This window comes from Rhizobium sp. BR 317 (assembly GCF_047445835.1).
Classification (GTDB): domain Bacteria; phylum Pseudomonadota; class Alphaproteobacteria; order Rhizobiales; family Rhizobiaceae; genus Rhizobium; species Rhizobium paranaense.
On sequence record NZ_JARWLB010000026.1, the window covers coordinates 20226 to 43629 of the forward strand.

Genomic DNA, 23404 nt, shown 5'->3' on the forward strand with positions numbered 1-23404 from the left:
GCGACACCCACAGACAACGTTTCCAACGGGATAATGTTCATTATGTTGCGAGGAGAGTGCCACACATTAACGATCTCCCCCTTTGCGGGGGAGATGTCACGATGGTGACAGAGGGGGGTATCTCTCCACACACTCCGACTCACTCAGCCGCCTCCAGCTTCCCGGCAATCCGACGAGATTGCCGCGCCTGTTCGTCATAATCGATCTGCCATTGCGACGGACCGTTGGAGGGCGAGACCTGCACCGCCGTCACCTTGTATTCCGGGCAGTTCGTCGCCCAGTCGGTATAGTCCGTGGTGATGACGTTTGCCTGCGTGTTCGGATGATGGAAGGTCGTATAGACGACGCCGGGGGCAACGCGGTCGGTAATCAATGCCCTGAGCGTCGTATCGCCGGAGCGGCTGGCGAGCTTGATCCAATCGCCATCGCGGATGCCGCGCTGCTCCGCATCGTGCGGATGGATTTCCAGGCGATCCTCCGCATGCCACACGACATTCTCGGTGCGCCGCGTCTGCGCGCCGACATTGTACTGGCTGAGGATACGCCCGGTGGTGAGCAGCAGCGGGAATCGTGGGCCGGTACGCTCATCGGTCGGAACATATTCCGTGCGGATGAACTTGCCCTTGCCACGCACGAAGCCGTCGACATGCATGATCGGCGAGCCGAGCGGCGTCTTCTCGTTGCAGGGCCACTGCACGGAGCCCATTTTCTCGAGATAGTCATAAGAGACAAGCGCGAAGCTCGGCGTCGTCGCGGCGATCTCGTCCATGATCTCGGACGGATGCGCGTAGTTCCAGCCAAGACCCATGGCTTGCGCCATCTTCTGCGTCACTTCCCAATCGGCATAACCGTTGAGCGGGCTCATCACCCTGCGCACGCGGTTGATGCGGCGTTCGGCATTGGTGAAGGTGCCGTCCTTTTCCAGGAAGGTCGAACCGGGCAGGAAGACATGCGCGTAATTGGCGGTCTCGTTCAGGAAGAGATCGTGAACGACGACGCATTCCATCGCCGCAAGACCGGCGGCAACATGCTTGGTATCCGGATCGGACTGGAGGATATCCTCTCCCTGAATGTAGATGCCCTTGAACGTGCCCTCGACGGCGGCATCGAGCATATTGGGAATGCGCAAGCCGGGCTCGTTGTTGAGCTTCACGCCCCAGAGCTTTTCGAAGATATCGCGGGTCGCATCGTCGGAGATGTGGCGATAACCTGTCAGTTCGTGCGGGAAGGAACCCATATCGCACGAGCCCTGCACGTTGTTCTGACCGCGCAGCGGGTTCACGCCGACGCCCGGACGGCCGATATTGCCCGTCACCATGGCGAGGTTGGCGATCGCCATGACCGTGGTCGAGCCCTGGCTGTGCTCGGTGACGCCGAGGCCGTAATAGATCGCGCCATTGCCGCCCTTGGCATAAAGGCGGGCAGCGCCGCGCACCAGATCGGCGGGAACGCCGGTGTATTTTTCCGATTCCTCCGGGCTGTGCTGCGGCTCGGCGACAAAAGCGGCCCAATCTTCGAATTCGGACCAGTCACAGCGTTCGCGGATGAACTTCTCGTCGAAAAGGCCTTCCGTGACGATGACATGGGCCAGCGCCGTCAGCATGGCGACGTTGGTGCCCGGCTTCAGCGGCAGGTGATAGCTCGCCTCGACATGCGGCGTGCGCACCAGATCGATGCGGCGCGGATCGATGACGATCAGCTTGGCACCTTGACGCAGCCGCTTCTTCAGTCGCGAGCCGAACACCGGGTGACCATCCGTCGGATTGGCGCCGATGACGATGACGACATCGGAATATTCGACGCTGTCGAAATTCTGCGTGCCGGCCGAGGTGCCGAAAGCCTGGCCGAGGCCGTAACCGGTCGGCGAGTGGCAGACGCGGGCGCAGGTATCGACGTTGTTGTTGCCGAAGCCGGCGCGCACCAGCTTCTGCACTAGGTAGGTCTCTTCGTTGGTGCAGCGCGACGAGGTGATGCCGCCGACGGAGTCGCGGCCATACTGATATTGAAGCCGCTTGAACTCGGTGGCGATATGGGCAAAGGCCTCATCCCAGGTCACTTCGCGCCACGGGTCGGTGATCTTCTCACGGACCATCGGATTGAGGATGCGGTCCTTGTGGGTCGAATAGCCATAGGCGAAGCGGCCCTTGACGCAGGAATGGCCGCGATTGGCCTGGCCATCCTTCCACGGCACCATGCGTACCACTTCCTCGCCACGCATCTCCGCCTTGAAGGAGCAGCCGACGCCGCAATAGGCGCAGGTGGTGACAACGGAATGTTCCGGCTGGCCGATCGAAATCACCGATTTCTCGGTCAGCGTCGCGGTCGGGCAAGCCTGCACGCAGGCACCGCAAGAGACGCACTCGCTATCGATGAAATTCTCGTGCATGCCGGCCGAGACGCGGGAGTCGAAGCCGCGTCCCTCGATGGTCAGCGCGAACGTGCCCTGCACTTCCTCGCAGGCGCGTACGCAGCGGGAGCAAACGATGCACTTCGAAGCATCATAGGTGAAATAGGGATTGGACTCGTCCTTCGGCGCCCACTTCAGATTGATCTCGCCGTTGTCGCGTGCCTTGACGTGATTGTCGCCCTCGTAGCCATAACGCACATCGCGCAGGCCGACGGCGCCGGCCATGTCCTGCAATTCGCAATCGCCGTTGGCGGCGCAGGTCAGGCAGTCCAGTGGGTGATCCGAAATATAGAGCTCCATCACGCCGCGGCGGATGTCCTTCAGCCGGCCGGTCTGCGTGTGGACGACGATGCCCGGCGCTACGGGCGTCGTGCACGAGGCCGGCGTGCCGTTGCGGCCTTCGATCTCGACGAGACAGAGCCGGCAGGAACCGAATGCATCGATCATATCGGTGGCGCAGAGCTTCGGCACCTCAATGCCGGCTTCCATCGAAGCGCGCATGATCGACGTGCCTTCCGGCACCGTAATCTGGCGGCCGTCGATGGTCAGCGTCACCTGGTTTTCGGACTGGGAGGCGGGTGTACCGTAGTCGATTTCGTGAACGAGGGACATGGCTCTTACTCCGCCGCTTCGATCAAGGGAACCGGAGAAAAGTCCTCCGGAAAATGCGTCATCGCGCTCATGACGGGATAGGGCGTAAAGCCGCCGAGTGCACAGAGCGAACCAAATTTCATTGTGTTGCAGAGATCGGCAAGCAGGACCCGGTTCTTCTCCGGTTCGATGCCGCCTGCAATCTTGTCGACCGTCTCTACGCCGCGCGTCGAACCGATGCGGCAGGGCGTGCACTTGCCACAGCTTTCCACCGCACAGAATTCCATCGCGAAACGCGCCTGTTTCAGCATGTCGGCGGTATCGTCGAAAACCACGAGGCCGGCATGGCCAATCAGGCCGTCCTTAGCCGCAAAGGCTTCATAGTCGAACGGCGTGTCGAACAAGGCGCGCGGGAAATAAGCCCCGAGGGGCCCGCCCACCTGCACCGCCTTGACCGGTCGTCCCGTTGCAGTACCGCCGCCGATCCTGTCGACGATATCGCCAAGAGACAGGCCGAAGGCCGTCTCGTAGAGGCCGGCATATTTGACGTTGCCCGCGATCTGGAGGGGAATGGTGCCGCGCGACCGGCCCATGCCGAAATCACGATAGAAGGCTGCGCCCTTGTCCATGATCACCGGGACGGAGGCGAGCGAAATGACGTTGTTGATGACGGTCGGGCAGTCGAACAGACCCTTATGCGCCGGCAATGGCGGCTTGGCGCGGACCACGCCGCGCTTGCCTTCCAGGCTGTTCAGGAGCGCCGTCTCCTCGCCACAGACATAGGCGCCGGCGCCAGTGCGGATCTCCACATCGAAAGCCTTGCCGCAGCCGAGAACGGAAGGCCCGAGAATGCCGGCCTTGCGCGCGATCTCGACCGCCTCGGTCATCACGGCGATCGCATGCGGATATTCCGAACGCGTATAGACGAAGCCCTTGGTCGCGCCGGTTGCGAGGCCGGCAATCGCCATGCCCTCGATCAGTACGAAGGGATCGCCTTCCATGATCATGCGGTCGGCAAAGGTGCCGCTATCGCCCTCGTCGGCATTGCAGACGATGTATTTTCGGTCGCCCGCGGCGTCGAGCACCGTCTTCCATTTGATGCCGGTCGGGAAGCCCGCACCGCCGCGGCCGCGCAGGCCGGAGTCGGTCACTTCCTTCACAATGTCGGCCGCAACCATGCCGACGGCACGACGCAGGCCCTTCAGGCCACCATGGGCTTCATAGTCTTGCAGCGAAAGAGGATCGGTGACGCCGCAGCGGGCGAAGGTGAGGCGGGTCTGCTCCTTGAGGAATGGGAGGTTCTCGACCTCCCCAAGACAGAGCGGATGATCGCCGCCGGTGATCAGCCCGGCATCGAAGATACCAACCACATCCTTGGCCTTCATCGGCCCATAGCCGATACGCTTGCCGTCGACCTCGACTTCGACCAGCGGTTCCAGCCAGAACATGCCGCGCGAGCCGTTGCGCACGATCTGCGCATCAAGACCCCGGCCGGCAATCTCCTGCGCGACAGCCTTCGCCACCTTCTCGGCCCCGAGGGCAAGAGCGGCGGCATCGCGGGGGATGTAAATCTTCACCGTCATCGGCGCGCCTCCATCACGAGATCTTCGACGGCCTCATCATCCAGGCGGCCATGAAGCTCACCGTCGAGCATCGCCGACGGCGCACAGGCGCACAGGCCGAGACAGTATACCGGCTCCAGCGTCACGCCGCCATCCAGTGTCGTCTGGTGGAAATCGATGCCGAGCAATTGCTTGACCCGCTCGGCGAGCCGGTCGCCGCCCATCGACTGACAGGCTTCGGCGCGACAGAGCTTCAGCACATGACGGCCGGCGGGATGATCGCGATAATCATGGTAGAAGGTCATCACGCCATGCACTTCGGCGCGAGACAGGTTCAGCGCCTTTGCGATGAGCGGCAGCGTATCCTGCGGCACATAGCCGAACTCCTCCTGGATCCCGTGCAGGATCGGCAGGAGCGGCCCTTCCATCGACTTCATGCGGTCGATGATAACGCCGGCGCGGGCCGCGATCTCGCCCGAACCAAGATGCAAACTCATAAGCAGCCTCCCAGGCTTCTCCTCAGCGAACACGCGAACGCATGGCCAATGAAACAAAAATCGCAGGGAAGAGCGGAGGAATCAATAACGCAGCCCCGTTAATCGATAGAAAATTTCTATCGATTTTTATCGGCTTCAGCTAACAATCGCGCCTCATGCAACAAAGCGGAGACGAGCGGCGTAAACGGCTCGCGATGCGTCGCAACCAGACCAACGAGATGTTCCGCATCCGGTTCCGTGATGGGAATCTTGTGAATATCAGCGGGAAAGCCGAAGGAATCCGCGATATTCTTCGGCATGATGCTCGCCCAGCGTCCGGTCTGGACGTGGGCAAACAGCACAATCATCGAATTGGACTCCAGCGTCGGCTGCACCACCGCCCCCGCTTCGGCGAGATGCCGGTTGATGATCCGGCGGTTTTGCATATCAGCAGTTAATAGACAAAGCCGAAGATGGCCCACTTCCTTCCAGGTCACGCTTGCGCGCTCGGCCAGCGGACTGCCCGCTGCCGTGATCAGATGGTAGCGCTCGGCATAAAGCGGCACGCTGGTGACGCGGCCAAGCGGCTCATTTTCCAGATAGGTGATGCCCGCGTCGATCTCGAGATTTTCGAGCAGGCTCAACACCTGCAGCGAATTGCGCGAGGTGATGGAGAAGGTAACGTCGGGATGCCGCTCCTGAAACGGCGCGGTGATTTTCGGCACCATGGCAAGCGCCGTCGGAATGGCGGCGATGCGGATATGGCCGGCAAGCCCCTTGCGCGCCGCCCGCATTTCCTCGCGCATGGTCCTAGTATCGCCGACGATGCGCCGCGCCCACTCCAGCACCCGCTGGCCCTCCGGCGTCAAACCCTGAAAGCGCGAGCCGCGACTGACGAGCATGACACCGAGCTGATCCTCCAACTGCCTGATCGCGGCCGACAATGTCGGCTGCGTTATCCCGCATTCCTCCGCAGCACGGCCGAAATGCTTCTGGTTGGCAAGCGCGATGAAGAATTCCAGCTTGTCGATCATTTAACTCTCCTGAATACGAGAGTTAAACGCGCCAAGGCATCAGCGCAACATTGGAAAACGGAGGCGTGGCATGGGGCGCATGTCCGCCTTGAGGCTAGGCCTCCGGAAACTCCCTAGAGACCTGCCTCGCCACCGGCGGATAGACGCTCAATGAAAACGGGAGGGACGAGCGGCATCGCACTCTTTTCGGCAGAAGCCGCATTTCTCGCACGGGCCGTTTTCTTCAGAAGCGTCGCAAAGTCGCTCAGCGACACGCGATCGGCACGGAGCATCTGCCGGATCATCGGATCGCGCAGAACTTCCGACATGGTCATCTCATTATTCTGCATGAGCCTATCCTCCTTCTATGTTTTGAGGGAGTATTAGCGTCTCTGCATAACACTGTCGTGTCAGTCAGTTGACGATACGATGATGAATTGAAGGCCAAACCAAGGCTTCAGGAATTTCCGACTTTCCGGATGATCAGCAATCGCCCTTGCAGAAGGACTGCTGCAGCGAATCGAGCACCGCGCAGATTTCGGAACTGGCGACGGCATAATAGACGAGCCGGCCCTCCCGGCGGGTATCGACCAGCTTTTCCAGCCGCAACCGCGCCAGATGCTGCGAAACCACTGCCTGCTGCAGGCCGAGAAGCCCCTCGATCTCCGTGACCGTCTTTTCGCGCTTGGCCAGCATGAAGAGGATGCTCAGCCGCGTCTCGTGCGACAGAGCTTTCAACAGGATACTCGCCCTTCGAGCCCTCGCAGTCAGTTCCTCGACATTATGCTCGATGGCACCGCCAAGCGGTGGAGACAGCGACATAGAATGGCCTCTAGTGATAAACTCACATAGAGATATGCTTATAATATTATGAATCCATAAGCTGGTTCAAAAGGTCGCAGAACACCAAAAAAGGTCCGATTATCAGCAGATAAGCTGCCCGCCGTTGATCTCGATGACCTGTCCCGTGATGTAGCCGGAGAGCGTCGGCGCGGCGAGGAAGAGATAGGCAGGCGCGCAATCCTCCGCCGTCCCCAGGCGCTGCAGCGGGATCGATCGCCGCGTCTGTTCGAGTTTTTCCTTCGACGAGTAACGATCGTGGAAATCGGTGGCGATGGTTCCCGGCGATACGCAGTTCACCCGGATACCCTCCGGCGCCAGCTCGCGCGCCAAAGCCTTCGAATAGGTTGCGACGAAGGCCTTGGAGGCGGAATAGATCGCCGACCCCGGGCTGCCGCCGGTCAAAGCCGAGATCGAAACTGTATTGACGATTGCCGCCTGCCCGGCCGCCCGCAATAGCGGCAACAGCGCCCTTGTCACCTCGACGACGGAGGTCTGGTTGAGCTGGACGATCCGGTCATACCATTCGTCGGTCAATTCGCCGGCCGGAAAGCGGCCGACCATGGTACCGGCATTGTTGACCAGCACGTCGATGCGGTCGAACACGTCAGCAGCGGCAAGAGCAAAGTCCCTCGTGCCGGTCTCGCTCGTGAAATCAGCGGGAACGAGAAAGGCGCGGCGATCGAGCTCGGCCTCTAGCAGAAAATCGGGCAGCTCGCGGCCGGGATCGCGGCCGACATGGACGAGAACGCGCGCGCTGCAATCGAGAAACTGTCGCGCCACCTCCAGCCCGATGCCACGGCCGGCGCCGGTAACCACGACATTGCGATTTTCGAATAGCTTCGGATGAAACACCATGACCTCCCCAATTCGCAGAATCCGCGCGTCGGCAATTGCGGAATTTTCACTTTATCATATGATGACGAAAAAACGAAAGAAAGGGAGCGTCGACAATGTTCCTATCAGGACGCCAGACGGAGATTCTGGAAATCGCCAAGACTGAGGGGCGCGTGCTGGTGGAGGAACTGGCGCTTCGCTTCTCCGTAACGCCGCAAACCATCCGCAAGGACCTGAACGACCTGTGCGACGGCCGCGTTCTATCGCGCGTCCATGGCGGTGCGCTCTTTCCAGGCGGCACGGAAAACGTCAAATACGAAGCGCGCCGCTCCATCGCCGCCCCCGAAAAGCAGGCKATCGGCCGCGCCGCCGCCGGCCTGATCCCCAACAATACCTCTCTTTTCATCAATATCGGCACCACCACGGAAGCGGTCGGCGAGGCCCTTCTCGGCCATCACGAACTGATGGTMATCACCAATAATATCAACGTCGCCAATAAGTTACGCATCTTCCCCTCGATCGAGGTGGTCATCGCCGGCGGCGTCGTGCGCGGCTCGGACGGCGGCATTGTCGGGGAGGCGGCGGTCGACTTCATTAAGCAATTCAAGGTGGATTACGCCGTCATCGGCACCTCGGCCGTCGATGCCGATGGCGCACTTCTGGATTTCGATTTCCGCGAAGTGAAAGTGGCGCAGGCGATCATCGCCAATGCTCGCCATGTCATCCTGGTGGCCGACAGCACCAAGTTCGAACGCACCGCCCCGGTGCGCATCGGCCATCTCTCGCAAGTCCACACGTTCGTTACCGACGAATGTCGTGTCGAGTCCGTCCGCGCCGCCGCGGCCGAACATGGCGTTCGCCTGGTGGAAACCTCACGCCGCCAGAATTGATCGTCTCATCGCTTTCGTCACGAAACGTTCGTTTGACATTCGGATTGATTTCGTTTTAGATGAATCAATTTTCGAATTTTCCATTTCTCAAAATGGCAGACCTTTTCGGAGGGGCGGGTGAGCGAGCAGATTTACGACATTTTCGTTATCGGCGGCGGCATCAACGGCTGCGGCATCGCTCGTGACGCAGCCGGGCGCGGCTACAAGGTGGCTCTTGCGGAAATGAATGATTTCGCCTCCGGCACATCGTCCGGAGCCACCAAGCTCATCCATGGCGGCCTGCGCTATCTCGAACATTACGAATTCCGCCTTGTGCGCGAGTCGCTGATGGAGCGTGAAGTGCTCTGGGCGATGGCGCCGCACATCATCTGGCCGATGCGTTTCGTATTGCCCTATCACAAGGGCGGCATCCGCCCGGCTTGGCTCATCCGCCTTGGCCTCTTCCTCTATGATCACCTCGGCGGCCGCAAGCTGCTGCCTGCCACCGCGACGCTCGACATGAAGAGGGACCCGGCGGGAAAACCACTGAAGGCGCTGTTCACCAAGGCTTTCGAATATTCCGACGGATGGGTGGACGATGCGCGCATGGTCGTGCTCAACGCCCGCGACGCGGCCGATCGCGGCGCAACGATCATGCCGCGGACGAAGGTAACCTCCGCCCGCCGTGAAGGTGCTGCCTGGACGATCGAAACGCAGGACACCGTCACCGGCGAAAAACGCGCCTTCCAGTCGCGCATGCTGGTCAACGCCGCCGGTCCCTGGGTCGATCATGTTCTGTCCGACGCGTTTGGCAAGAACCAGGTGCACAATGTCCGTCTCGTGCAGGGCAGCCATATTATCGTCCGCAAGAAGTTTGACGATCCCCGCGCCTATTTCTTCCAGAATCCGGATAACCGCATCATCTTCGCGATCCCCTACGAACAGGATTTCACCCTGATCGGCACGACGGACCGCGACTACAAGGATGATCCCAAGGACGTGAAGATTTCCGACGAGGAAACGACCTATCTCTGCAACGCTGCCAGCGAATATTTCAAGGAGCCGGTCCGCCGCGAGGATATCGTCTGGACCTATTCCGCCGTACGTCCGCTCTATGACGACGGCGCCTCCAAGGCGCAGGAAGCGACGCGCGATTATGTGCTGAAGGTCGAAGGTGCCGAAGGTCAGCCGCCATTGCTCAACGTCTTCGGCGGCAAGCTCACCACCTATCGTCGCTTAAGCGAACATGCGCTGGAAAAGATCGGCGAGGTTATCGGCCTCAAGGGTACGCCGTGGACGGCCAAGAGCTCTCTGCCGGGCGGCGACTTCCCGGTTCGTGGCTATGAGGCTGAAGTTGCGAAGCTGAAGGGACGCTACCCCTTCCTCGCCGATCCGCATGCCCGCCGGCTCGTGCGCCGGTATGGCACCCGCGCCGCCATGCTCCTTGGAGAGGCAAAGACCACGGCCGATCTCGGCCGCAGCTTCGGCAGCGATCTCTACGAGGCGGAAGTCCGCTATCTCATGGCACATGAATGGGCCTATACCGCCGCCGACGTCCTTTGGCGCCGTTCGAAGAAGGGCCTCTATCTCTCGAAGGACGAAGCCGCCGCGCTGGACGATTACATGGCCGGCACACGCGTTCATGCTTGAGTAGGCGAAGGCTCCAGCCGAATTCCCAGCAAGTGCTTCGGGATTGGCCAAGCGCCATTGGGCGCGGCGGCTATGGATCCAGCAGACGCGGCCCAGGCCCCTCTTTTGCCAATTCATCCAACGGATTACGCAGGGGGCAGCTCTGCATTGAGAGACAGCCGCAGCCGATGCAGCCGTCGAGCTTATCGCGCAGGCCCTGCAGCCGCCTGATCCTGTTATCGAGATCATCCTTCCACTGCGCCGAAAGCGCCCGCCAATCGGCCCCTGTCGGCGTCCGGCTTTGCGGCAGCGTATCAAGTGCCGCCTGAATCTCGGCAAGCTGAATGCCGACGCGCTGCGCTACCTTGATGACCGCCACCCGGCGCAAGACCTCGCGGGCGTAGCGCCGCTGATTGCCGCTGCTGCGATGGCTCTCGATCAGTCCCTTTGCCTCGTAGAAATGCAGCGCCGAAACCGCAATGCCGCTGCGCGCTGCCACCTCGCCCACCGTCAATAATTTGGAAAATTGATCGGATTCGATTTTTCCCATAATGAGCCCTTGACCTCAACTTTACTTGAGGTTCTATAGCTCCTGCTCCGAAGCGCGTAAAGCAGGAGCAATGCATGACAGAACCAACCCGGCTGGCAATTCTCTACGGCAGCACCCGCAAGGGCCGACTATGTGACCGCGTGGTCAATTGGGTCGTCCGTGAGCTGGCGAACTATCCATTGATCGATCTCGACATTATCGATCCATTGGAATTCGGCCTGCCGGTCCACCACGACAAGGAGCATCCGGCCGTCGCGGACCTCGCCGAGCGGCTCTCCGAGGCGGATGCCTTCATCGTCGTCACACCGGAATACAATCATAGCTTCACGGCCGCGCTGAAATTCGTGCTCGATCTCGTTTACGAGCCATGGCAGGGCAAGCCGGTTGCTTTCGTCTCCTATGGCGGCATTTCCGGCGGGCTTCGCGCCGTTGAACAGTTGCGGCTGGTCTTTGCCGAGCTGCATGCCGTCACGGTGCGCGATACCGTCAGTTTCGCCAATCCCTGGGGCCGGTTCGCCGAGGATGGCTCCMTCGAAAACCCGATCGAAGCCCGTCAGGCGCTGGTGCAAATGATGGCGCGGCTGAATTGGTGGAGCGCGGCATTGAAGCCAGCCCGGGCAACGCGCCCCTATCGCTCCGTCGCCGCTTGATCGTCTTCAACAATATCCGAATCCGGTCTTTCGTTTCTGGCAGGTACGGAAGACCGGCTCGACGCCCGGATCTGGCATCCCCAGGTTCGGGCGTCTGTTGTGCACCCAGAAGTTTACCTTGCCGGAAAGCTGCACTTGCCGAAGTCGCCTCGATGACCTAACCCAATAGCAAGGCAGTTTCGGCGGTACAGGGATGGAGAACGAGAAACGTCTGGGAGGAGCGGATTTCATGCGCGCCGTCGCATGTCTGATGGTGCTTGCTCACCATCTCGCGCTTCGAATGAACTTCTACAAAATCCCGCCCGGTTTGGACCTGACCTTCATGCTGGCGCGCTTCGGCAATCACGGCGTCTCGGTCTTCTTCGTGCTCAGTGGCTTTCTTCTCTCGCGTCCCTTCTGGCTGGCGCTGGATAAAGCCCAACCACTGCCTTCATTGAAGATCTACACCATGCGTCGTGCTGCGCGCATCCTGCCGGGCTTCTGGTTTGCCCTGACGGTCGGCTTCGTGCTCAGCTTCACGGTCTATGGGTTTCCGCTCGATGGGGAGCTGATAGGCCGCTACATCGCTGGCTTCTTTCTGATGAGCCAATGGCATTGGCGCACCTTTTTTCCAGTGCAGGGTGACGGGCCACTATGGTCGATCCCCTTTGAGACGACCTGCTACGTTCTGTTGCCGATCGGCTTCCTGCTGCCGTTCTATGCGAAGCCGAGATCGCGCTCCCCTCTCGTCAGCCGCCTGTTCTGGATCGGCTTTATCGCCGCCTCGCTGCTCGGCCACTGGCTGGTAGTGACCTATCTCCCGACGGACAGCGTCGGGCGGGGATGGGAATACGGCTTCGAGGGCGGCGCCAAGGAATGGATGCCGCGCTACAACCCCATCGGCTTCTTCGCGATATTCGCGATCGGGGCGCTGGCAGCCGGAATCCAGACCATCATCCCGGCTCGCCGCTCGGCGATCTACGATGTCATTGGAGCGCTCGCGATTGTTATGGGCGCATGGCAGTTGCCGCAGTCCATCGGCGGTGCAGCGGAAGGCTATGCCTGGCTTGGCATCCCCTATCAATTCCCGCTACTTCCCCTGGGAGTCGCTATTGCGCTTACCACGCTTCCGCAATCGCTGTTGTTGGCAAAGCTGCTCGACAACCCCATCATCCGTTATGTCGCCACCGTCTCCTTCGGCGTCTATATCTGGCAGGATATCGTGCTGACGCTGATGACCACGCTCTTCCCCTGGAGCTTCGGCATTGGCTCAAATGACGTGCTCGGCGGATGGATCACATCGAGCCTCGTCGCAATCGTCATCATCTTCACGATCGGGACTGCCAGCTATTTTCTCCTGGAACGCCCGGTCATTCGTTGGGCCCGCACGCGCGAGCAGACGGCACGCACGGCACCAACATCCGAGAAAAAGGCCGTCCAAGGGAAACCATTGGGCGGCAGATAAGGTGGGAAACGAAACCCAGCCGGGGAGAGGCCGAGTATCATGTCAGATGCGGGTGACCTTCAGGCGCTCTTCATCGAGAACGACGCCGAGGCCGGGAGATAGCCCCAAATCCAGCCAACCCTGATCGTGCTTGAGCGGCATCGCCATCGGATAGTCACGACGGGCCTCGCTCCACTCCGGATTGTCATAGGGATATTCGAGCCAGGGCGCATCACCGACACCCGCCGTCAAATGCGCATTGGCCAGCACACCGATACCATTCGTCCATGAGTGCGGCGTAAATTGAACACCCGCCTCCCGCGCCTGGTAAGCCACCCGCCGGCAGCCGGTGATGCCGCCGACCAGCGCCACATCCGGCTGGACGACATCGAAGGCACGGTCTTCGATAATGTCTCGGAACTCATAGAGCTCTCGCGTCATCTCGCCGCCGGCGATGCGTACCGACGTCGCCTGCTTCAGCTCCTTCATGCCCTTGCGGTCCGAACGGTGCAGCGGCTCCTCCATCCAATAGATGCCGAGCCGCTCCAGCTCTTTCGCAACCGCCAACGCGTCCTTGAAGGTCCAGGGCAATGTCGTATCCCAGGGCATGCGCCAACCCTGGTTGCAGTCCACCATCAACTCCAGCTTGGTGCCGACGCGCGCGCGGATTGCCTCCAGAGCCTTCACATCATCTAGCCAACCGCCGCGCCCACCTGCGGATGAAGAGAAGCGCACCTTCATCGCGGGAAAGCCCTCTTCGAGATAACGCTCCGCCTGCTCAGCCAACGCGGCCGGCTCGCGCAATACGCCGGAGGAAGCATAGAGCCGCACGCGGCTGGCGCGGCCGCCAAGCATCCGCCAGACGGGTTCGCCGGTGATTTTGCCGGAAAGATCCCACAGCGCCAGGTCCATCGGCCAGCAGCGGCCATAATGGAAATTGATATGCGACAGGACCTCGTAGTGACGCTCCAGATGCCGCGGGTCCTGGCCGATGAACAGATCCTCGTGCCCCTCGAAACCCTTCATGAGATCGCCGGACCCGATACCCTCGCGGCCCTCGTCATCCCGCACGCGGACGATCGTCGCATCGAAATGCCGGCGTGGCCTGCCATCCCAGCTCGCCTTGAACGGCGGATCGAGCGGCAGGCGGTGATGGGTGATCTCTATGGAAACGATCTTGCTCATGGTCGTGCCTCCCCGCAAACCTCAGCCGAACTGCTGCCAGATGGTCTTGTAATCGCAATATTTGTCGATCGCATGCACTGAACGGTCACGGCCGAAACCGGATTGCTTGAAGCCGCCGAAAGGTGTCGCGAAATTCGACATATCGTAGGTGTTGATCCACACGGTGCCCGCATGGATCGCCTCGGAAAAGCGGTGGGCGCGGTCCATGTCCTTGGTGAAGACGGCGCCGGCAAGGCCATAGATCGTATCGTTGGCGATCTTGAGCGCTTCCTCCTCGGTGTCGAAGGGAATGGCGGCAAGCACCGGCCCAAAAATCTCCTGCCGCGCCAGGCTCATATCGTTGGTCATGTCGACGAAGACGCCGGGCGAGACATAGTAACCGCCGGTCTCGCTCAGCACCCGCTCTGCGCCGAAAGCACGTCGAGCGCCTTCCTTCTCACCAGCAGCGATCATAGAGAGCACCTTGTTCATGTGCTCCTCCTCGATCAGCGCGCCGATCTGCGCGGACGGATCAAGCGGGTGTTTGAGCGTAATATCGGACCGCGTCACCGCCTCGATCTTCGCAATCAGCTTCTCCTGGACCGAGCGCTGCACGATCAGCCGCGTCGAGGCGTGGCAGGTCTCGCCGGAATTGTAGAAGCAGCCCCAGGCGGCCGCGCTCGCCGCCGCATCGAGATCGGCATCTTCGAAAACGACCAGCGGCGACTTGCCGCCGAGTTCCAGCGCTACGCGCTTGACGTTCGACTGCGCTGCATACCCCATGATCAGCTTTCCGACCTCGGTCGAGCCGGTGAAGGCGATCATGTCGACATCCATGTGCAGCGCCAGCGGTTTGCCGGTCTCTTCGCCATAACCGGTGACGACATTGAAGACGCCGGCGGGCAGGCCTGCTTCAGAAGCAAGTTCAGCCAGGCGGAGGGCCGAGAGCGAGGATTGTTCGGCCGGCTTCAGCAGCACGGAATTACCTGCGGCAATCGCTGGCCCGAGCTTCCAGGCATCGATGATCATCGGATAGTTCCACGGCGTAATCGCCCCGACGACGCCGATCGGCACCTTGCGCACCAAAGCGCGCGCATTCGGCCCGGTCGGCGCGATCTCGTCATACATCTTGTCGATCATCTCGCCGTAGAATTGAATGCCATCGGCGCAAAGGCGGACATCGACCGTCAGCGACGCCATGACCGGTTTGCCGACATCCAGCGTTTCGAGCATGGCGAGTTCTTCGCCATGGGCGCGGATCAGTTCGGCCCAGCGAAGCATGATCCTCTTCTTTGCCATAGGGTCCTTTTTGCGCCAGATGCCGCTTTCGAAAGTCGCACGGGCAGCAGCCACGGCCGCGTCGACATCAGCGGCGTTGCCGCGCGCCAATTCCGGCCCTGCTCTGCCATCCATCGGTCGGATGCGGGTGAAAGTCGTGCCGGACGAGGAGGGACGATAGGCGCCATCGATGAAATGCCTCCCTTCGAGCTTAAGGCCGGACAAAACGCCTTCCCAATACTCGCGTGTGTAGGTCTTGCTCATCTCAAATTCCTTTCGGCAGCGCCATGACGGCAGCGGCGAATCGGTCGATATCGGCATCCGTCACATCGCGGACGGTCGAGCGCCGCATCGGCTGGTTTTCCGGAGCGCGCATTTCCCGCGCGAGATCGGTTGCGGCGAAGGGCATGAACGCCGCCGGCAGGGCGCGGACGATGCCGCAGCGGTCCATCCAATCGGAAACGAAGGCAGGTAGAGCCGCCGCACTTTTGAGCCCACAGGCTCTCGCGGCGGCATTGAGCTCGCCCGTATCCGCCTCCACCAGCCAGGGCAGCGTTACTTCAAAGCCGAGAGCGGTTGCGAGCCCATGGTGAACCGGCGCAAGCCCCGCCAGCGCATGGCTGATATTGTGGGCGATCGCCGTGCCGCAATTGTCAATGGCGATGCCGGCAAGGCAGGAACCGAGCAGCACGTCGCCCCGCGCCTCTATATTACCGGGCTCCTTCACCGCCGTTTCCAGAGCGCCGATGATTAGCCGCAGCGCCTGATGGGCGTAGAGCTGCGCACCGCGATGCGTGTTCCGGTTCGTCGCCGCCTCGAAAGCATGGATGAAGGCGTCAAGGCCGCACCAGGCGGTGAGATTGGCCGGCAGCGTGGTCGTCAGCGTCGGATCGAGGATGACGAGATCGGCCTTGCTCTCCGATCCCCAGATCCAGAGCTTCTTGCCTTCCGGACCGGCGAAGATATTGGTGGCCGAGGTCTCCGAGCCAGTGCCGGCTGTCGTCGGCACCATGATCTTCTTCAGCGGGTTCTTCGGGAGGGGGTTGGCCGCAAGCGCATAAAACATCGGGTCTTCTCCCGACGCTGCGCAACAGGCGACGATCTTGGCGATATCCAGCGCCGAGCCGCCACCGACGCCGATCACCATGTCGGCGCCCTGCCCCAGCTTGATCGCCGCATGCAGATGCGCAAGCTTCGGCTCGCCAGCAAAAGCGGAAAAAACCTGCGTCTTCACACCCGCTTCGGCAAGCTCGCCGCTGATCTCGGCGGCAAGGCCCGATTGCGCCAGGAAGGCGTCGACCACAAGCAGAACAGCACCAACGCCGTCGAAGGATTTGATGGCGGCCGGAAGGCCGGAGAGGGCGCCTTCGCCGAAACGAATGTCCGGAATGGCGGAGAGGGAGAAGAACACGAAGAATCCCCTTGGGAAACGGCTGAAACGATGCCGTAATCCTGCATCACAATTTCAGCTCTTCAAATCTGGCCATTTATCGGGAATATTGATGATCTGAAGTTATGGAGGAGTGATGCTCKAAAAGATACCGCTGGAGGCCTTCCGCGTGTTCGACGCCGCAGCCCGCGCCATGAACTTTTCCCGCGCCGGCCGCGAGTTGAACATTACCCAGGCGGCCGTCAGCCGGCGCATCAAGGGATTGGAGGATCACCTGGGCGCCGCGCTCTTTACCCGGCGCGGCCGCAACCTGGCGCTGACGCCGGATGGCGAGCGACTGTTCCAGCGCGTGCGGGCGACACTCGAATATCTTGAAGAGAGCCTGGAGCCTTTCCGCGCAGGCACGGGCGAGATCATTTCGATCGCCGCCAGCGGTTCTGTCTCGCATCTCTGGCTCGGACAGCGGCTCAAGGATTTCGGCAAGGAGAGCCCCGGCATTTCCGTCCGCCTGCTGACGACGGACTCACCCTCGGAACTTGCCTCGGAGACCAATGACCTCGTCATTCTCTATTCCACTGGTGAGCATCCGCGCTGGAACCTGACGCTGCTGATGAAGGAAGTGCTGGTGCCGATTGCCTCGCCGGATTATCTGGCCAGTCGCGGTCTGGAGCCGCAGGCGTTGACATCGGCCGATATCGCCGCGTTGGATCTGATCGACTACGAGCGTTTCAACGCCCACTGGATCAGCTTCCGCCAATGGTTCGGTCGTATCGGCAATCCACCGAAGGGCAAACTGCCGCGACCGCGGCTGTCTTTCTCCACCTATATCATGGCGGTCGAGGCGGCCTTGCGCGGCGAAGGCATCGCGCTCGGCAGCCTCGGGCTTATCGAAGAGCACCTGCGCTCTGGCGCACTGGTTACGATCGGCAATGACCGGGTCGAAAGCGGCTTCGGTTATTATCTCGGCGCACCGCGCTTCCGCGCCCTCTCGCCGGAAGCGGGTCAGTTGCATCGGCATCTGCTGGGCGGCTATCAGGGCTGATAGAGACCAAGCCGCGCAACAAAAAAGCGGCCCCGAAAGGCCGCTCTCATTCGAAACCTAAGACTAGGTACCGGATCAATCTTGCCCGATTGCGCCGCGCAGCCGCGTCATTTCCATGATGTAATGCTCAAGGCGCGACTTGTGCTCGTGATGTTCGGCATCTTCGAGTTCTGCCCTGGCGAGATCGATACGACGCGTCAACTCGTCCTGTCTCAGGTCTTCGACCGGAATTGCGGATTCCGCAAGCAGCGTGCAGCCGGTCGGCAGGATGTCGGCGAAGCCGCCGAACACGACGTAGTCCTGCTTCTTACCCGATGCTGCATGCACCTTGACGACGCCCGGCTTGATCGTCGTCATCGTCGGAGCATGATGAGCCATGACGGTCATTTCGCCTTCGCTGGCGGGAATGACGACATCAACAACCTGCTCCGACAGGAGCAGACGCTCCGGAGACACCAGTTCGAAATTGAAATTGTCAGGCATGACCGGTCACTTCTCGATTGTCTTTATTTCAAGGCAACGGCGCACGAAACTTCGCGCGCCGTTCGATCGGCTCTATTAGGCAGCCAGCTTCTTGGCCTTTTCGATCGCTTCTTCGATCGAGCCAACCATGTAGAAAGCAGCTTCCGGCAGATGGTCGTATTCGCCGTTGACGAGGCCCTTGAAGCCCTTGATCGTGTCTTCGAGCGCAACGAGCTTGCCCGGCGAACCGGTGAAGACTTCGGCAACGAAGAACGGCTGCGACAGGAAGCGCTCGATCTTGCGGGCGCGGGCAACAGCCAGCTTGTCGTCTTCGGAGAGTTCGTCCATGCCGAGGATGGCGATGATGTCCTGCAGGGCCTTGTAGCGCTGCAGCGTCGACTGAACCTTACGAGCAATTTCGTAGTGCTCTTCGCCGACGACCATCGGGTCGAGCATGCGCGAGGTGGAGTCGAGCGGGTCGACAGCCGGGTAGATACCCTTTTCAGCGATCGAGCGCGACAGAACCGTCGTTGCGTCCAGGTGGGCGAACGAGGTTGCCGGTGCCGGGTCGGTCAAGTCGTCGGCCGGAACGTAAATGGCCTGAACCGAGGTGATCGAGCCCGTCGTCGTCGTGGTGATGCGTTCCTGCATCTGGCCCATGTCGGTTGCGAGCGTCGGCTGATAGCCCACGGCCGAAGGAATACGGCCGAGCAGAGCCGACACTTCCGAACCAGCCTGCGTGAAGCGGAAGATGTTGTCGACGAAGAACAGAACGTCCTGGCCTTCATCGCGGAAGTTTTCAGCAACGGTCAGACCGGTCAGAGCGACGCGAGCGCGGGCACCCGGCGGTTCGTTCATCTGGCCATAGACGAGCGCAGCCTTGGAGCCTTCGCCGCCGCCATGCTTGTTGACGCCCGATTCGATCATTTCGTGGTAAAGGTCGTTGCCTTCGCGGGTACGTTCACCCACGCCTGCAAAGACCGAGTAACCACCGTGCGCCTTGGCGACGTTGTTGATCAGCTCCATGATGAGAACGGTCTTGCCGACGCCGGCGCCGCCGAACAGGCCGATCTTGCCGCCCTTTGCGTAAGGAGCGAGCAGGTCGACGACCTTGATGCCGGTAACCAGGATCTGGCCTTCCGTGGACTGCTCGACGTAAGACGGAGCGTCCTGGTGGATGGCGCGCTTACGAGTGGTGTTCAGCGGACCGGCTTCGTCGACCGGCTCACCGATGACGTTCATGATACGGCCGAGCGTTTCGTGGCCAACCGGAACCGAGATCGGCGCGCCGGTGTCGGAAACGGACTGACCACGAACCAGACCTTCGGTCGAGTCCATGGCGATCGTGCGGACCGAGTTTTCACCCAGGTGCTGTGCGACTTCCAGAACAAGGCGGTTGCCGTTGTTGTCGGTTTCGAGAGCATTCAGGATCTTCGGCAGATCGCCATCGAAAGAAACGTCCACGACGGCGCCGATAACCTGCGTAACCTTGCCGACCGAAACTGCGGCCATAGCTGCGTCAGCCATATTCTTACCCTCTTTCCCTAACCTCAGAGCGCTTCCGCGCCCGAAATGATTTCAATCAGTTCCTTGGTGATCTGTGCCTGGCGCTGACGGTTGTAGTTCAGCGTCAGCTTGTTGATCATCTCACCAGCATTGCGCGTCGCATTGTCCATCGCGCTCATCTTGGCGCCCATCTCGCCGGCGACGTTTTCGAGCAACGCGCGGAAGATCTGAACGGAGATATTGCGCGGGATCAGGTCCGCGAGGATCGAAGCCGCATCCGGCTCGTATTCGTAAATGGCGCCCTTATGAGCGGTATCTTCTTCGACAACAGCCGGGGCCGAAGCCGGAATGAGCTGCTGCGCCGTCGGCACCTGGCTGATGACCGACTTGAACTCGGAATAGAACAGCGTGCAGACGTCGAACTCGCCGCCTTCGAACATCTCGATGACGCGCTTGCCGATGGCATCGGCATTGTCGAAGCCAATGCGCTTGACGTCGCGCAGTTCCTTGCGCTCGACGATCAGCGAAGAGAACTCACGACGCAGAATGTCGTAGCCCTTCTTGCCAACCGTGAAGATCTTCACGGTCTTGCCTTCGGCGATCAGCTTGCGGACATGATCGCGGGCAAAACGCGCGATCTGCGAGTTGAAACCGCCGCAAAGGCCGCGTTCAGCCGAGCAGACGACGAGCAAATGTACATCGCTCTTGCCGGTGCCAGTCATCAGCGGCGGCGCGCCGTCAGCGTCGCTGACAGCAGCCGTGATGTTGGCGAGAACGGCGCTCATGCGCTGTGAATAGGGCCGTGCGGCCTCCGCCGCCTCCTGGGCGCGCCGAAGCTTCGCCGCGGCGACCATTTTCATCGCCTTGGTGATCTTCTGCGTCGCCTTGACGGAGGCGATCCGGTTTTTCAGATCCTTAAGTGAAGGCATCCGGTATCCGTCCTAGAAGTGAGGCCCGATCAGGCGAAAGACTTGGCGTAGCTGTCGAGAGCAGCGATGAGCTTGCCCTTGGTCGCGTCGCTGATGGCCTTTTCGGTGCGGATCGCGTCGAGGATGTCCTTGCCTTCCGACCGCAGGTAGGAAAGCAGGCCCTGCTCGAACTTGCCGATCTGCGCAACTGCGATCTTGTCGAGATAGCCATTGACGCCGGCAAAGATCACCGCGACCTGCTCTTCCGTCTTCAGCGGCGCGAACTGCGGCTGCTTCAGGAGCTCGGTCAGACGGGCGCCGCGGTTCAGCAGGCGCTGCGTTGCGGCATCGAGGTCCGAACCGAACTGAGCGAAGGCGGCCATTTCGCGATACTGGGCGAGTTCGCCCTTAATCGAGCCGGCAACCTGCTTCATCGCCTTGATCTGTGCGGACGAACCGACGCGCGAAACCGACAGACCGACGTTAACGGCCGGACGAATACCCTGGTAGAACAGGTCGGTTTCGAGGAAGATCTGGCCGTCGGTGATCGAAATCACGTTGGTCGGAATGAACGCCGAAACGTCGTTACCCTGCGTTTCGATGACCGGCAGAGCAGTCAGCGAACCGGCGCCCTGTTCATCGTTCATCTTGGCAGCGCGCTCGAGGAGGCGCGAGTGCAGGTAGAAAACGTCGCCCGGATAGGCTTCGCGGCCCGGCGGGCGGCGCAGCAGCAGCGACATCTGACGATAGGAAACGGCCTGCTTCGACAGGTCGTCATAGCCGATCAGGGCATGCATGCCGTTGTCACGGAAATATTCGCCCATGGCGCAACCGGCGAACGGCGCCAGGTACTGCATCGGGGCCGGATCGGAGGCCGTTGCGGCAACGATGATCGAGTACTTCAGCGCACCGCGCTCTTCGAGCACCTTGACGAACTGAGCGACGGTCGAACGCTTCTGGCCGATAGCGACGTAGACGCAGTACAGCTTTTCGCTGTCCGGACCGGCATCGTGGATGGCCTTCTGATTCAAGATCGTGTCGAGAATGATGGCGGTCTTGCCGGTCTGGCGGTCGCCGATGACAAGCTCGCGCTGGCCGCGGCCGACCGGGATCAGAGCGTCGATAGCCTTCAGGCCGGTCGACATCGGCTCATGAACCGACTTGCGCGGAATGATGCCTGGAGCCTTGACGTCGACGCGAGCGCGGCGGGTCGCGTTGATCGGGCCCTTGCCGTCGATGGGGTTGCCGAGCGCGTCGACAACGCGGCCGAGAAGTTCCGGACCAACCGGAACATCAACGATCGCGCCGGTGCGCTTGACGGTGTCGCCTTCTTTGATGTCACGGTCGGAACCGAAGATAACCACGCCGACGTTGTCGGATTCGAGGTTCAGCGCCATGCCGCGGATGCCGCCGGGGAATTCGACCATTTCGCCGGCCTGAACGTTGTCCAGACCGTAGACGCGGGCGATACCGTCACCGACGGAGAGAACCTGGCCGACTTCGGAGACTTCAGCTTCCTTGCCGAAGTTTTTGATCTGATCTTTCAGAATTGCGGAAATTTCCGCGGCGCGGATATCCATCAGCCGACCTCTTTCAATGCAAGCTTAAGGGTGGAGAGTTTGGTGCGAAGGGACGTATCGATCTGGCGGGAGCCGACCTTGACGATCAGGCCACCGAGAATCGACGGATCGACGGTGACGGCGATCGCCACATCCTTGCCGGTGACGCCCTTCAGCGCCGCCTTCAATTCATCTTCCTGCGCCGGGGTCAGGGCATGCGCCGAGGTGATCTCGGCGGAAACTTCACCGCGATGCTGCGCGGCAATAATACGGAAAGCCTTGATCATGCCCGGCAGCGCAAAAAGGCGCCGGTTGCCTGCCACGACCTTGAGGAAATTGGTGACGTAATTGCCGAAGCCGGCCTTGGTCGCCAGCGCCTGCACGGCACCGACCTGCTCTTCAGCCGAAAAGACCGGGCTCGAGACGAAACGCTTCAGATCATCGCTGTCGTCCAGCATGGCTTGGAACCGATCGAGATCGGCGGTCACGGCCGGGACGGCACCCTCCTCGAGGGCCAGCTCGAACAATGACGAGGCATATCGTTCTGCAACACCAGAAATATGCTGGGATGTGTCTGCCACGGGCACAAAATTCCCTGATTTCAACCCAAGAATCCGGCTTCCGAGAGACGGAAGTCACATGTTCTTGAATTCGTTTTGATTTCCCCCAGAAATCAGCAGGAGCTTCCCCCTACCTCATCCGAAATTCGGGGTTCGTCTAACATAGGATATTGAGACTCGCAACACGCGTAATCGCCGAATACGCTATTCGGGTGAATTTATGGTGGCAAAAATTCAAAACTATGGGGATAGCGCAGGCATTAGCAGCCGAAGCGAGAGCATTTTCGCTCAAATATAGCCCAAGCCATAAAGAAGCGGTAGAGCCGCCAAAACCGCTTGCACAACCAGAAGTGCAATATTCAAAAGAAAGCTTCCGCGATCCGACATGATCGAGAGAATGCGGCCGAAGGCCGCAACGGCAAACGACGCCCCGAGCGCCAGATAGACCATCGGCTGGGCGAGCAGAATCGCAACCAGCCCGAAGCCCAGATAGAAGCCGCCGGTCGCACGCCCCTCGGCATAGGCTTCCGGCCGCCCTTCCCGCACCTGCAGCTTAAGGAAACGATAGGTGTAGCCGGGCGCGAACATCGCGAGGAAGCCGATGAGCGCCGTAAACGCCGCCGAGCAATAGGCAAGCTGCTCGCCGAGATCTGTCGGAAAATAAAGCTCCATCGGTCGTCCCCAAATC

The 23404-nt window shown here is 60.8% G+C and carries 22 protein-coding genes; 5 read left to right on the plus strand and 17 right to left on the minus strand.

Annotated features, from left to right (window positions below; translation table 11 throughout):
* Positions 1-139: 139 nt before the first annotated feature.
* The 7 genes from fdhF to QD357_RS28085 form a co-directional block, all read right to left on the minus strand.
* A complete protein-coding gene (gene fdhF, locus QD357_RS28055; protein WP_107109557.1) occupies positions 140-3019 on the minus strand; it encodes a formate dehydrogenase subunit alpha in 2880 nt (959 codons plus the stop codon).
* A 5-nt stretch (positions 3020-3024) separates the two neighbouring features.
* Positions 3025-4581: a formate dehydrogenase beta subunit gene (locus QD357_RS28060; RefSeq protein WP_107109558.1), complete on the minus strand. Its 1557-nt coding sequence runs from the start codon at positions 4579-4581 to the stop codon at positions 3025-3027.
* Complete coding sequence (locus QD357_RS28065; protein WP_107109559.1) at positions 4578-5057, minus strand: formate dehydrogenase subunit gamma; 480 nt, start codon at positions 5055-5057, stop codon at positions 4578-4580. The genes QD357_RS28060 and QD357_RS28065 overlap by 4 nt, the downstream gene beginning before the upstream one ends.
* A gap of 116 nt (positions 5058-5173) precedes the next feature.
* Positions 5174-6070 carry a LysR family transcriptional regulator gene (locus QD357_RS28070; protein WP_107109560.1) on the minus strand — a complete coding sequence of 299 codons (897 nt, stop codon included), beginning with the start codon at positions 6068-6070 and terminating at the stop codon, positions 5174-5176.
* 113 nt (positions 6071-6183) lie between these two features.
* On the minus strand, positions 6184-6399 hold the full coding sequence (locus QD357_RS28075) for a hypothetical protein (protein WP_107109561.1): 216 nt from the start codon (positions 6397-6399) through the stop codon (positions 6184-6186).
* Between the two features lie 133 nt (positions 6400-6532).
* Positions 6533-6871, minus strand: a complete 339-nt coding sequence (locus QD357_RS28080) for an ArsR/SmtB family transcription factor (protein WP_107109562.1) — start codon at positions 6869-6871, stop codon at positions 6533-6535.
* Between the two features lie 102 nt (positions 6872-6973).
* Positions 6974-7744, minus strand: coding sequence for an SDR family NAD(P)-dependent oxidoreductase (locus tag QD357_RS28085; RefSeq protein WP_107109927.1), 771 nt, complete (start codon positions 7742-7744; stop codon positions 6974-6976).
* A gap of 98 nt (positions 7745-7842) precedes the next feature.
* On the opposite strand from QD357_RS28085, the gene QD357_RS28090 reads away from it, so the two are divergent.
* The gene (locus QD357_RS28090; protein WP_107109563.1) at positions 7843-8616 is read left to right on the plus strand and encodes a DeoR/GlpR family DNA-binding transcription regulator; all 774 of its coding nucleotides are present in this window, start codon (positions 7843-7845) and stop codon (positions 8614-8616) included.
* Between the two features lie 117 nt (positions 8617-8733).
* Complete coding sequence (glpD, locus tag QD357_RS28095) at positions 8734-10245, plus strand: glycerol-3-phosphate dehydrogenase (protein WP_107109564.1); 1512 nt, start codon at positions 8734-8736, stop codon at positions 10243-10245.
* Positions 10246-10315: 70 nt separating this feature from the next.
* On the opposite strand, the gene soxR is transcribed toward glpD, so the two are convergent.
* Positions 10316-10774 carry a redox-sensitive transcriptional activator SoxR gene (soxR, locus tag QD357_RS28100; RefSeq protein WP_107109565.1) on the minus strand — a complete coding sequence of 153 codons (459 nt, stop codon included), beginning with the start codon at positions 10772-10774 and terminating at the stop codon, positions 10316-10318.
* A 74-nt stretch (positions 10775-10848) separates the two neighbouring features.
* Here soxR and QD357_RS28105 point away from each other — a divergent pair, with 74 nt between their 5' ends.
* Both QD357_RS28105 and QD357_RS28110 read left to right on the plus strand, forming a co-directional pair.
* Positions 10849-11424 carry an NADPH-dependent FMN reductase gene (locus QD357_RS28105; RefSeq protein ID WP_414125518.1) on the plus strand — a complete coding sequence of 192 codons (576 nt, stop codon included), beginning with the start codon at positions 10849-10851 and terminating at the stop codon, positions 11422-11424.
* 193 nt (positions 11425-11617) lie between these two features.
* On the plus strand, positions 11618-12868 hold the full coding sequence (locus tag QD357_RS28110; protein ID WP_107109567.1) for an acyltransferase family protein: 1251 nt from the start codon (positions 11618-11620) through the stop codon (positions 12866-12868).
* Positions 12869-12910: 42 nt separating this feature from the next.
* Here the strand turns inward: QD357_RS28110 and QD357_RS28115 are convergent, their stop codons facing one another.
* From QD357_RS28115 to QD357_RS28125, 3 genes are read right to left on the minus strand one after another with little or no spacing between them, the layout of a single operon-like run.
* Complete coding sequence (locus QD357_RS28115) at positions 12911-14032, minus strand: mandelate racemase/muconate lactonizing enzyme family protein (RefSeq protein WP_107109568.1); 1122 nt, start codon at positions 14030-14032, stop codon at positions 12911-12913.
* A 21-nt stretch (positions 14033-14053) separates the two neighbouring features.
* Positions 14054-15553 (minus strand): aldehyde dehydrogenase family protein, encoded by a 1500-nt coding sequence (locus QD357_RS28120; protein WP_107109569.1) that lies wholly within the window; start codon positions 15551-15553, stop codon positions 14054-14056.
* 1 nt (position 15554) lies between these two features.
* Complete coding sequence (locus QD357_RS28125) at positions 15555-16700, minus strand: iron-containing alcohol dehydrogenase (protein WP_107109570.1); 1146 nt, start codon at positions 16698-16700, stop codon at positions 15555-15557.
* Positions 16701-16815: 115 nt separating this feature from the next.
* On the opposite strand from QD357_RS28125, the gene QD357_RS28130 reads away from it, so the two are divergent.
* On the plus strand, positions 16816-17721 hold the full coding sequence (locus tag QD357_RS28130; RefSeq protein WP_414125519.1) for a LysR substrate-binding domain-containing protein: 906 nt from the start codon (positions 16816-16818) through the stop codon (positions 17719-17721).
* Between the two features lie 75 nt (positions 17722-17796).
* Here QD357_RS28130 and QD357_RS28135 read toward each other — a convergent pair whose 3' ends face one another.
* The 6 genes from QD357_RS28135 to QD357_RS28160 form a co-directional block, all read right to left on the minus strand.
* On the minus strand, positions 17797-18204 hold the full coding sequence (locus tag QD357_RS28135; RefSeq protein WP_107109572.1) for a F0F1 ATP synthase subunit epsilon: 408 nt from the start codon (positions 18202-18204) through the stop codon (positions 17797-17799).
* A gap of 75 nt (positions 18205-18279) precedes the next feature.
* On the minus strand, positions 18280-19710 hold the full coding sequence (gene atpD, locus QD357_RS28140; RefSeq protein ID WP_107109573.1) for a F0F1 ATP synthase subunit beta: 1431 nt from the start codon (positions 19708-19710) through the stop codon (positions 18280-18282).
* A 23-nt stretch (positions 19711-19733) separates the two neighbouring features.
* A complete protein-coding gene (locus tag QD357_RS28145) occupies positions 19734-20618 on the minus strand; it encodes a F0F1 ATP synthase subunit gamma (protein WP_107109574.1) in 885 nt (294 codons plus the stop codon).
* A gap of 29 nt (positions 20619-20647) precedes the next feature.
* Positions 20648-22177, minus strand: a complete 1530-nt coding sequence (gene atpA / locus QD357_RS28150) for a F0F1 ATP synthase subunit alpha (RefSeq protein WP_107109575.1) — start codon at positions 22175-22177, stop codon at positions 20648-20650.
* The gene (locus QD357_RS28155; RefSeq protein WP_107109576.1) at positions 22177-22743 is read right to left on the minus strand and encodes a F0F1 ATP synthase subunit delta; all 567 of its coding nucleotides are present in this window, start codon (positions 22741-22743) and stop codon (positions 22177-22179) included. The genes atpA and QD357_RS28155 overlap by 1 nt, the downstream gene beginning before the upstream one ends.
* A 261-nt stretch (positions 22744-23004) precedes the next feature.
* Positions 23005-23388, minus strand: a complete 384-nt coding sequence (locus tag QD357_RS28160; protein ID WP_107109577.1) for a DUF4345 family protein — start codon at positions 23386-23388, stop codon at positions 23005-23007.
* Between the last annotated feature and the right edge of the window lie 16 nt (positions 23389-23404).

Bases quoted from the DNA above. Each gene is read 5' to 3' on its own strand.
- fdhF (WP_107109557.1), bottom strand. From the start codon at position 3,019: ATGTCCCTCGTTCACGAAATCGACTACGGTACACCCGCCTCCCAGTCC.
- QD357_RS28060 (WP_107109558.1), bottom strand. From the start codon at position 4,581: ATGACGGTGAAGATTTACATCCCCCGCGATGCCGCCGCTCTTGCCCTC.
- QD357_RS28065 (WP_107109559.1), bottom strand. From the start codon at position 5,057: ATGAGTTTGCATCTTGGTTCGGGCGAGATCGCGGCCCGCGCCGGCGTT.
- QD357_RS28070 (WP_107109560.1), bottom strand. From the start codon at position 6,070: ATGATCGACAAGCTGGAATTCTTCATCGCGCTTGCCAACCAGAAGCAT.
- QD357_RS28075 (WP_107109561.1), bottom strand. From the start codon at position 6,399: ATGCAGAATAATGAGATGACCATGTCGGAAGTTCTGCGCGATCCGATG.
- QD357_RS28080 (WP_107109562.1), bottom strand. From the start codon at position 6,871: ATGTCGCTGTCTCCACCGCTTGGCGGTGCCATCGAGCATAATGTCGAG.
- soxR (WP_107109565.1), bottom strand. From the start codon at position 10,774: ATGGGAAAAATCGAATCCGATCAATTTTCCAAATTATTGACGGTGGGC.
- QD357_RS28110 (WP_107109567.1), top strand. From the start codon at position 11,618: ATGGAGAACGAGAAACGTCTGGGAGGAGCGGATTTCATGCGCGCCGTC.
- QD357_RS28115 (WP_107109568.1), bottom strand. From the start codon at position 14,032: ATGAGCAAGATCGTTTCCATAGAGATCACCCATCACCGCCTGCCGCTC.
- QD357_RS28120 (WP_107109569.1), bottom strand. From the start codon at position 15,553: ATGAGCAAGACCTACACACGCGAGTATTGGGAAGGCGTTTTGTCCGGC.
- QD357_RS28135 (WP_107109572.1), bottom strand. From the start codon at position 18,204: ATGCCTGACAATTTCAATTTCGAACTGGTGTCTCCGGAGCGTCTGCTC.
- atpD (WP_107109573.1), bottom strand. From the start codon at position 19,710: ATGGCTGACGCAGCTATGGCCGCAGTTTCGGTCGGCAAGGTTACGCAG.
- QD357_RS28145 (WP_107109574.1), bottom strand. From the start codon at position 20,618: ATGCCTTCACTTAAGGATCTGAAAAACCGGATCGCCTCCGTCAAGGCG.
- atpA (WP_107109575.1), bottom strand. From the start codon at position 22,177: ATGGATATCCGCGCCGCGGAAATTTCCGCAATTCTGAAAGATCAGATC.
- QD357_RS28160 (WP_107109577.1), bottom strand. From the start codon at position 23,388: ATGGAGCTTTATTTTCCGACAGATCTCGGCGAGCAGCTTGCCTATTGC.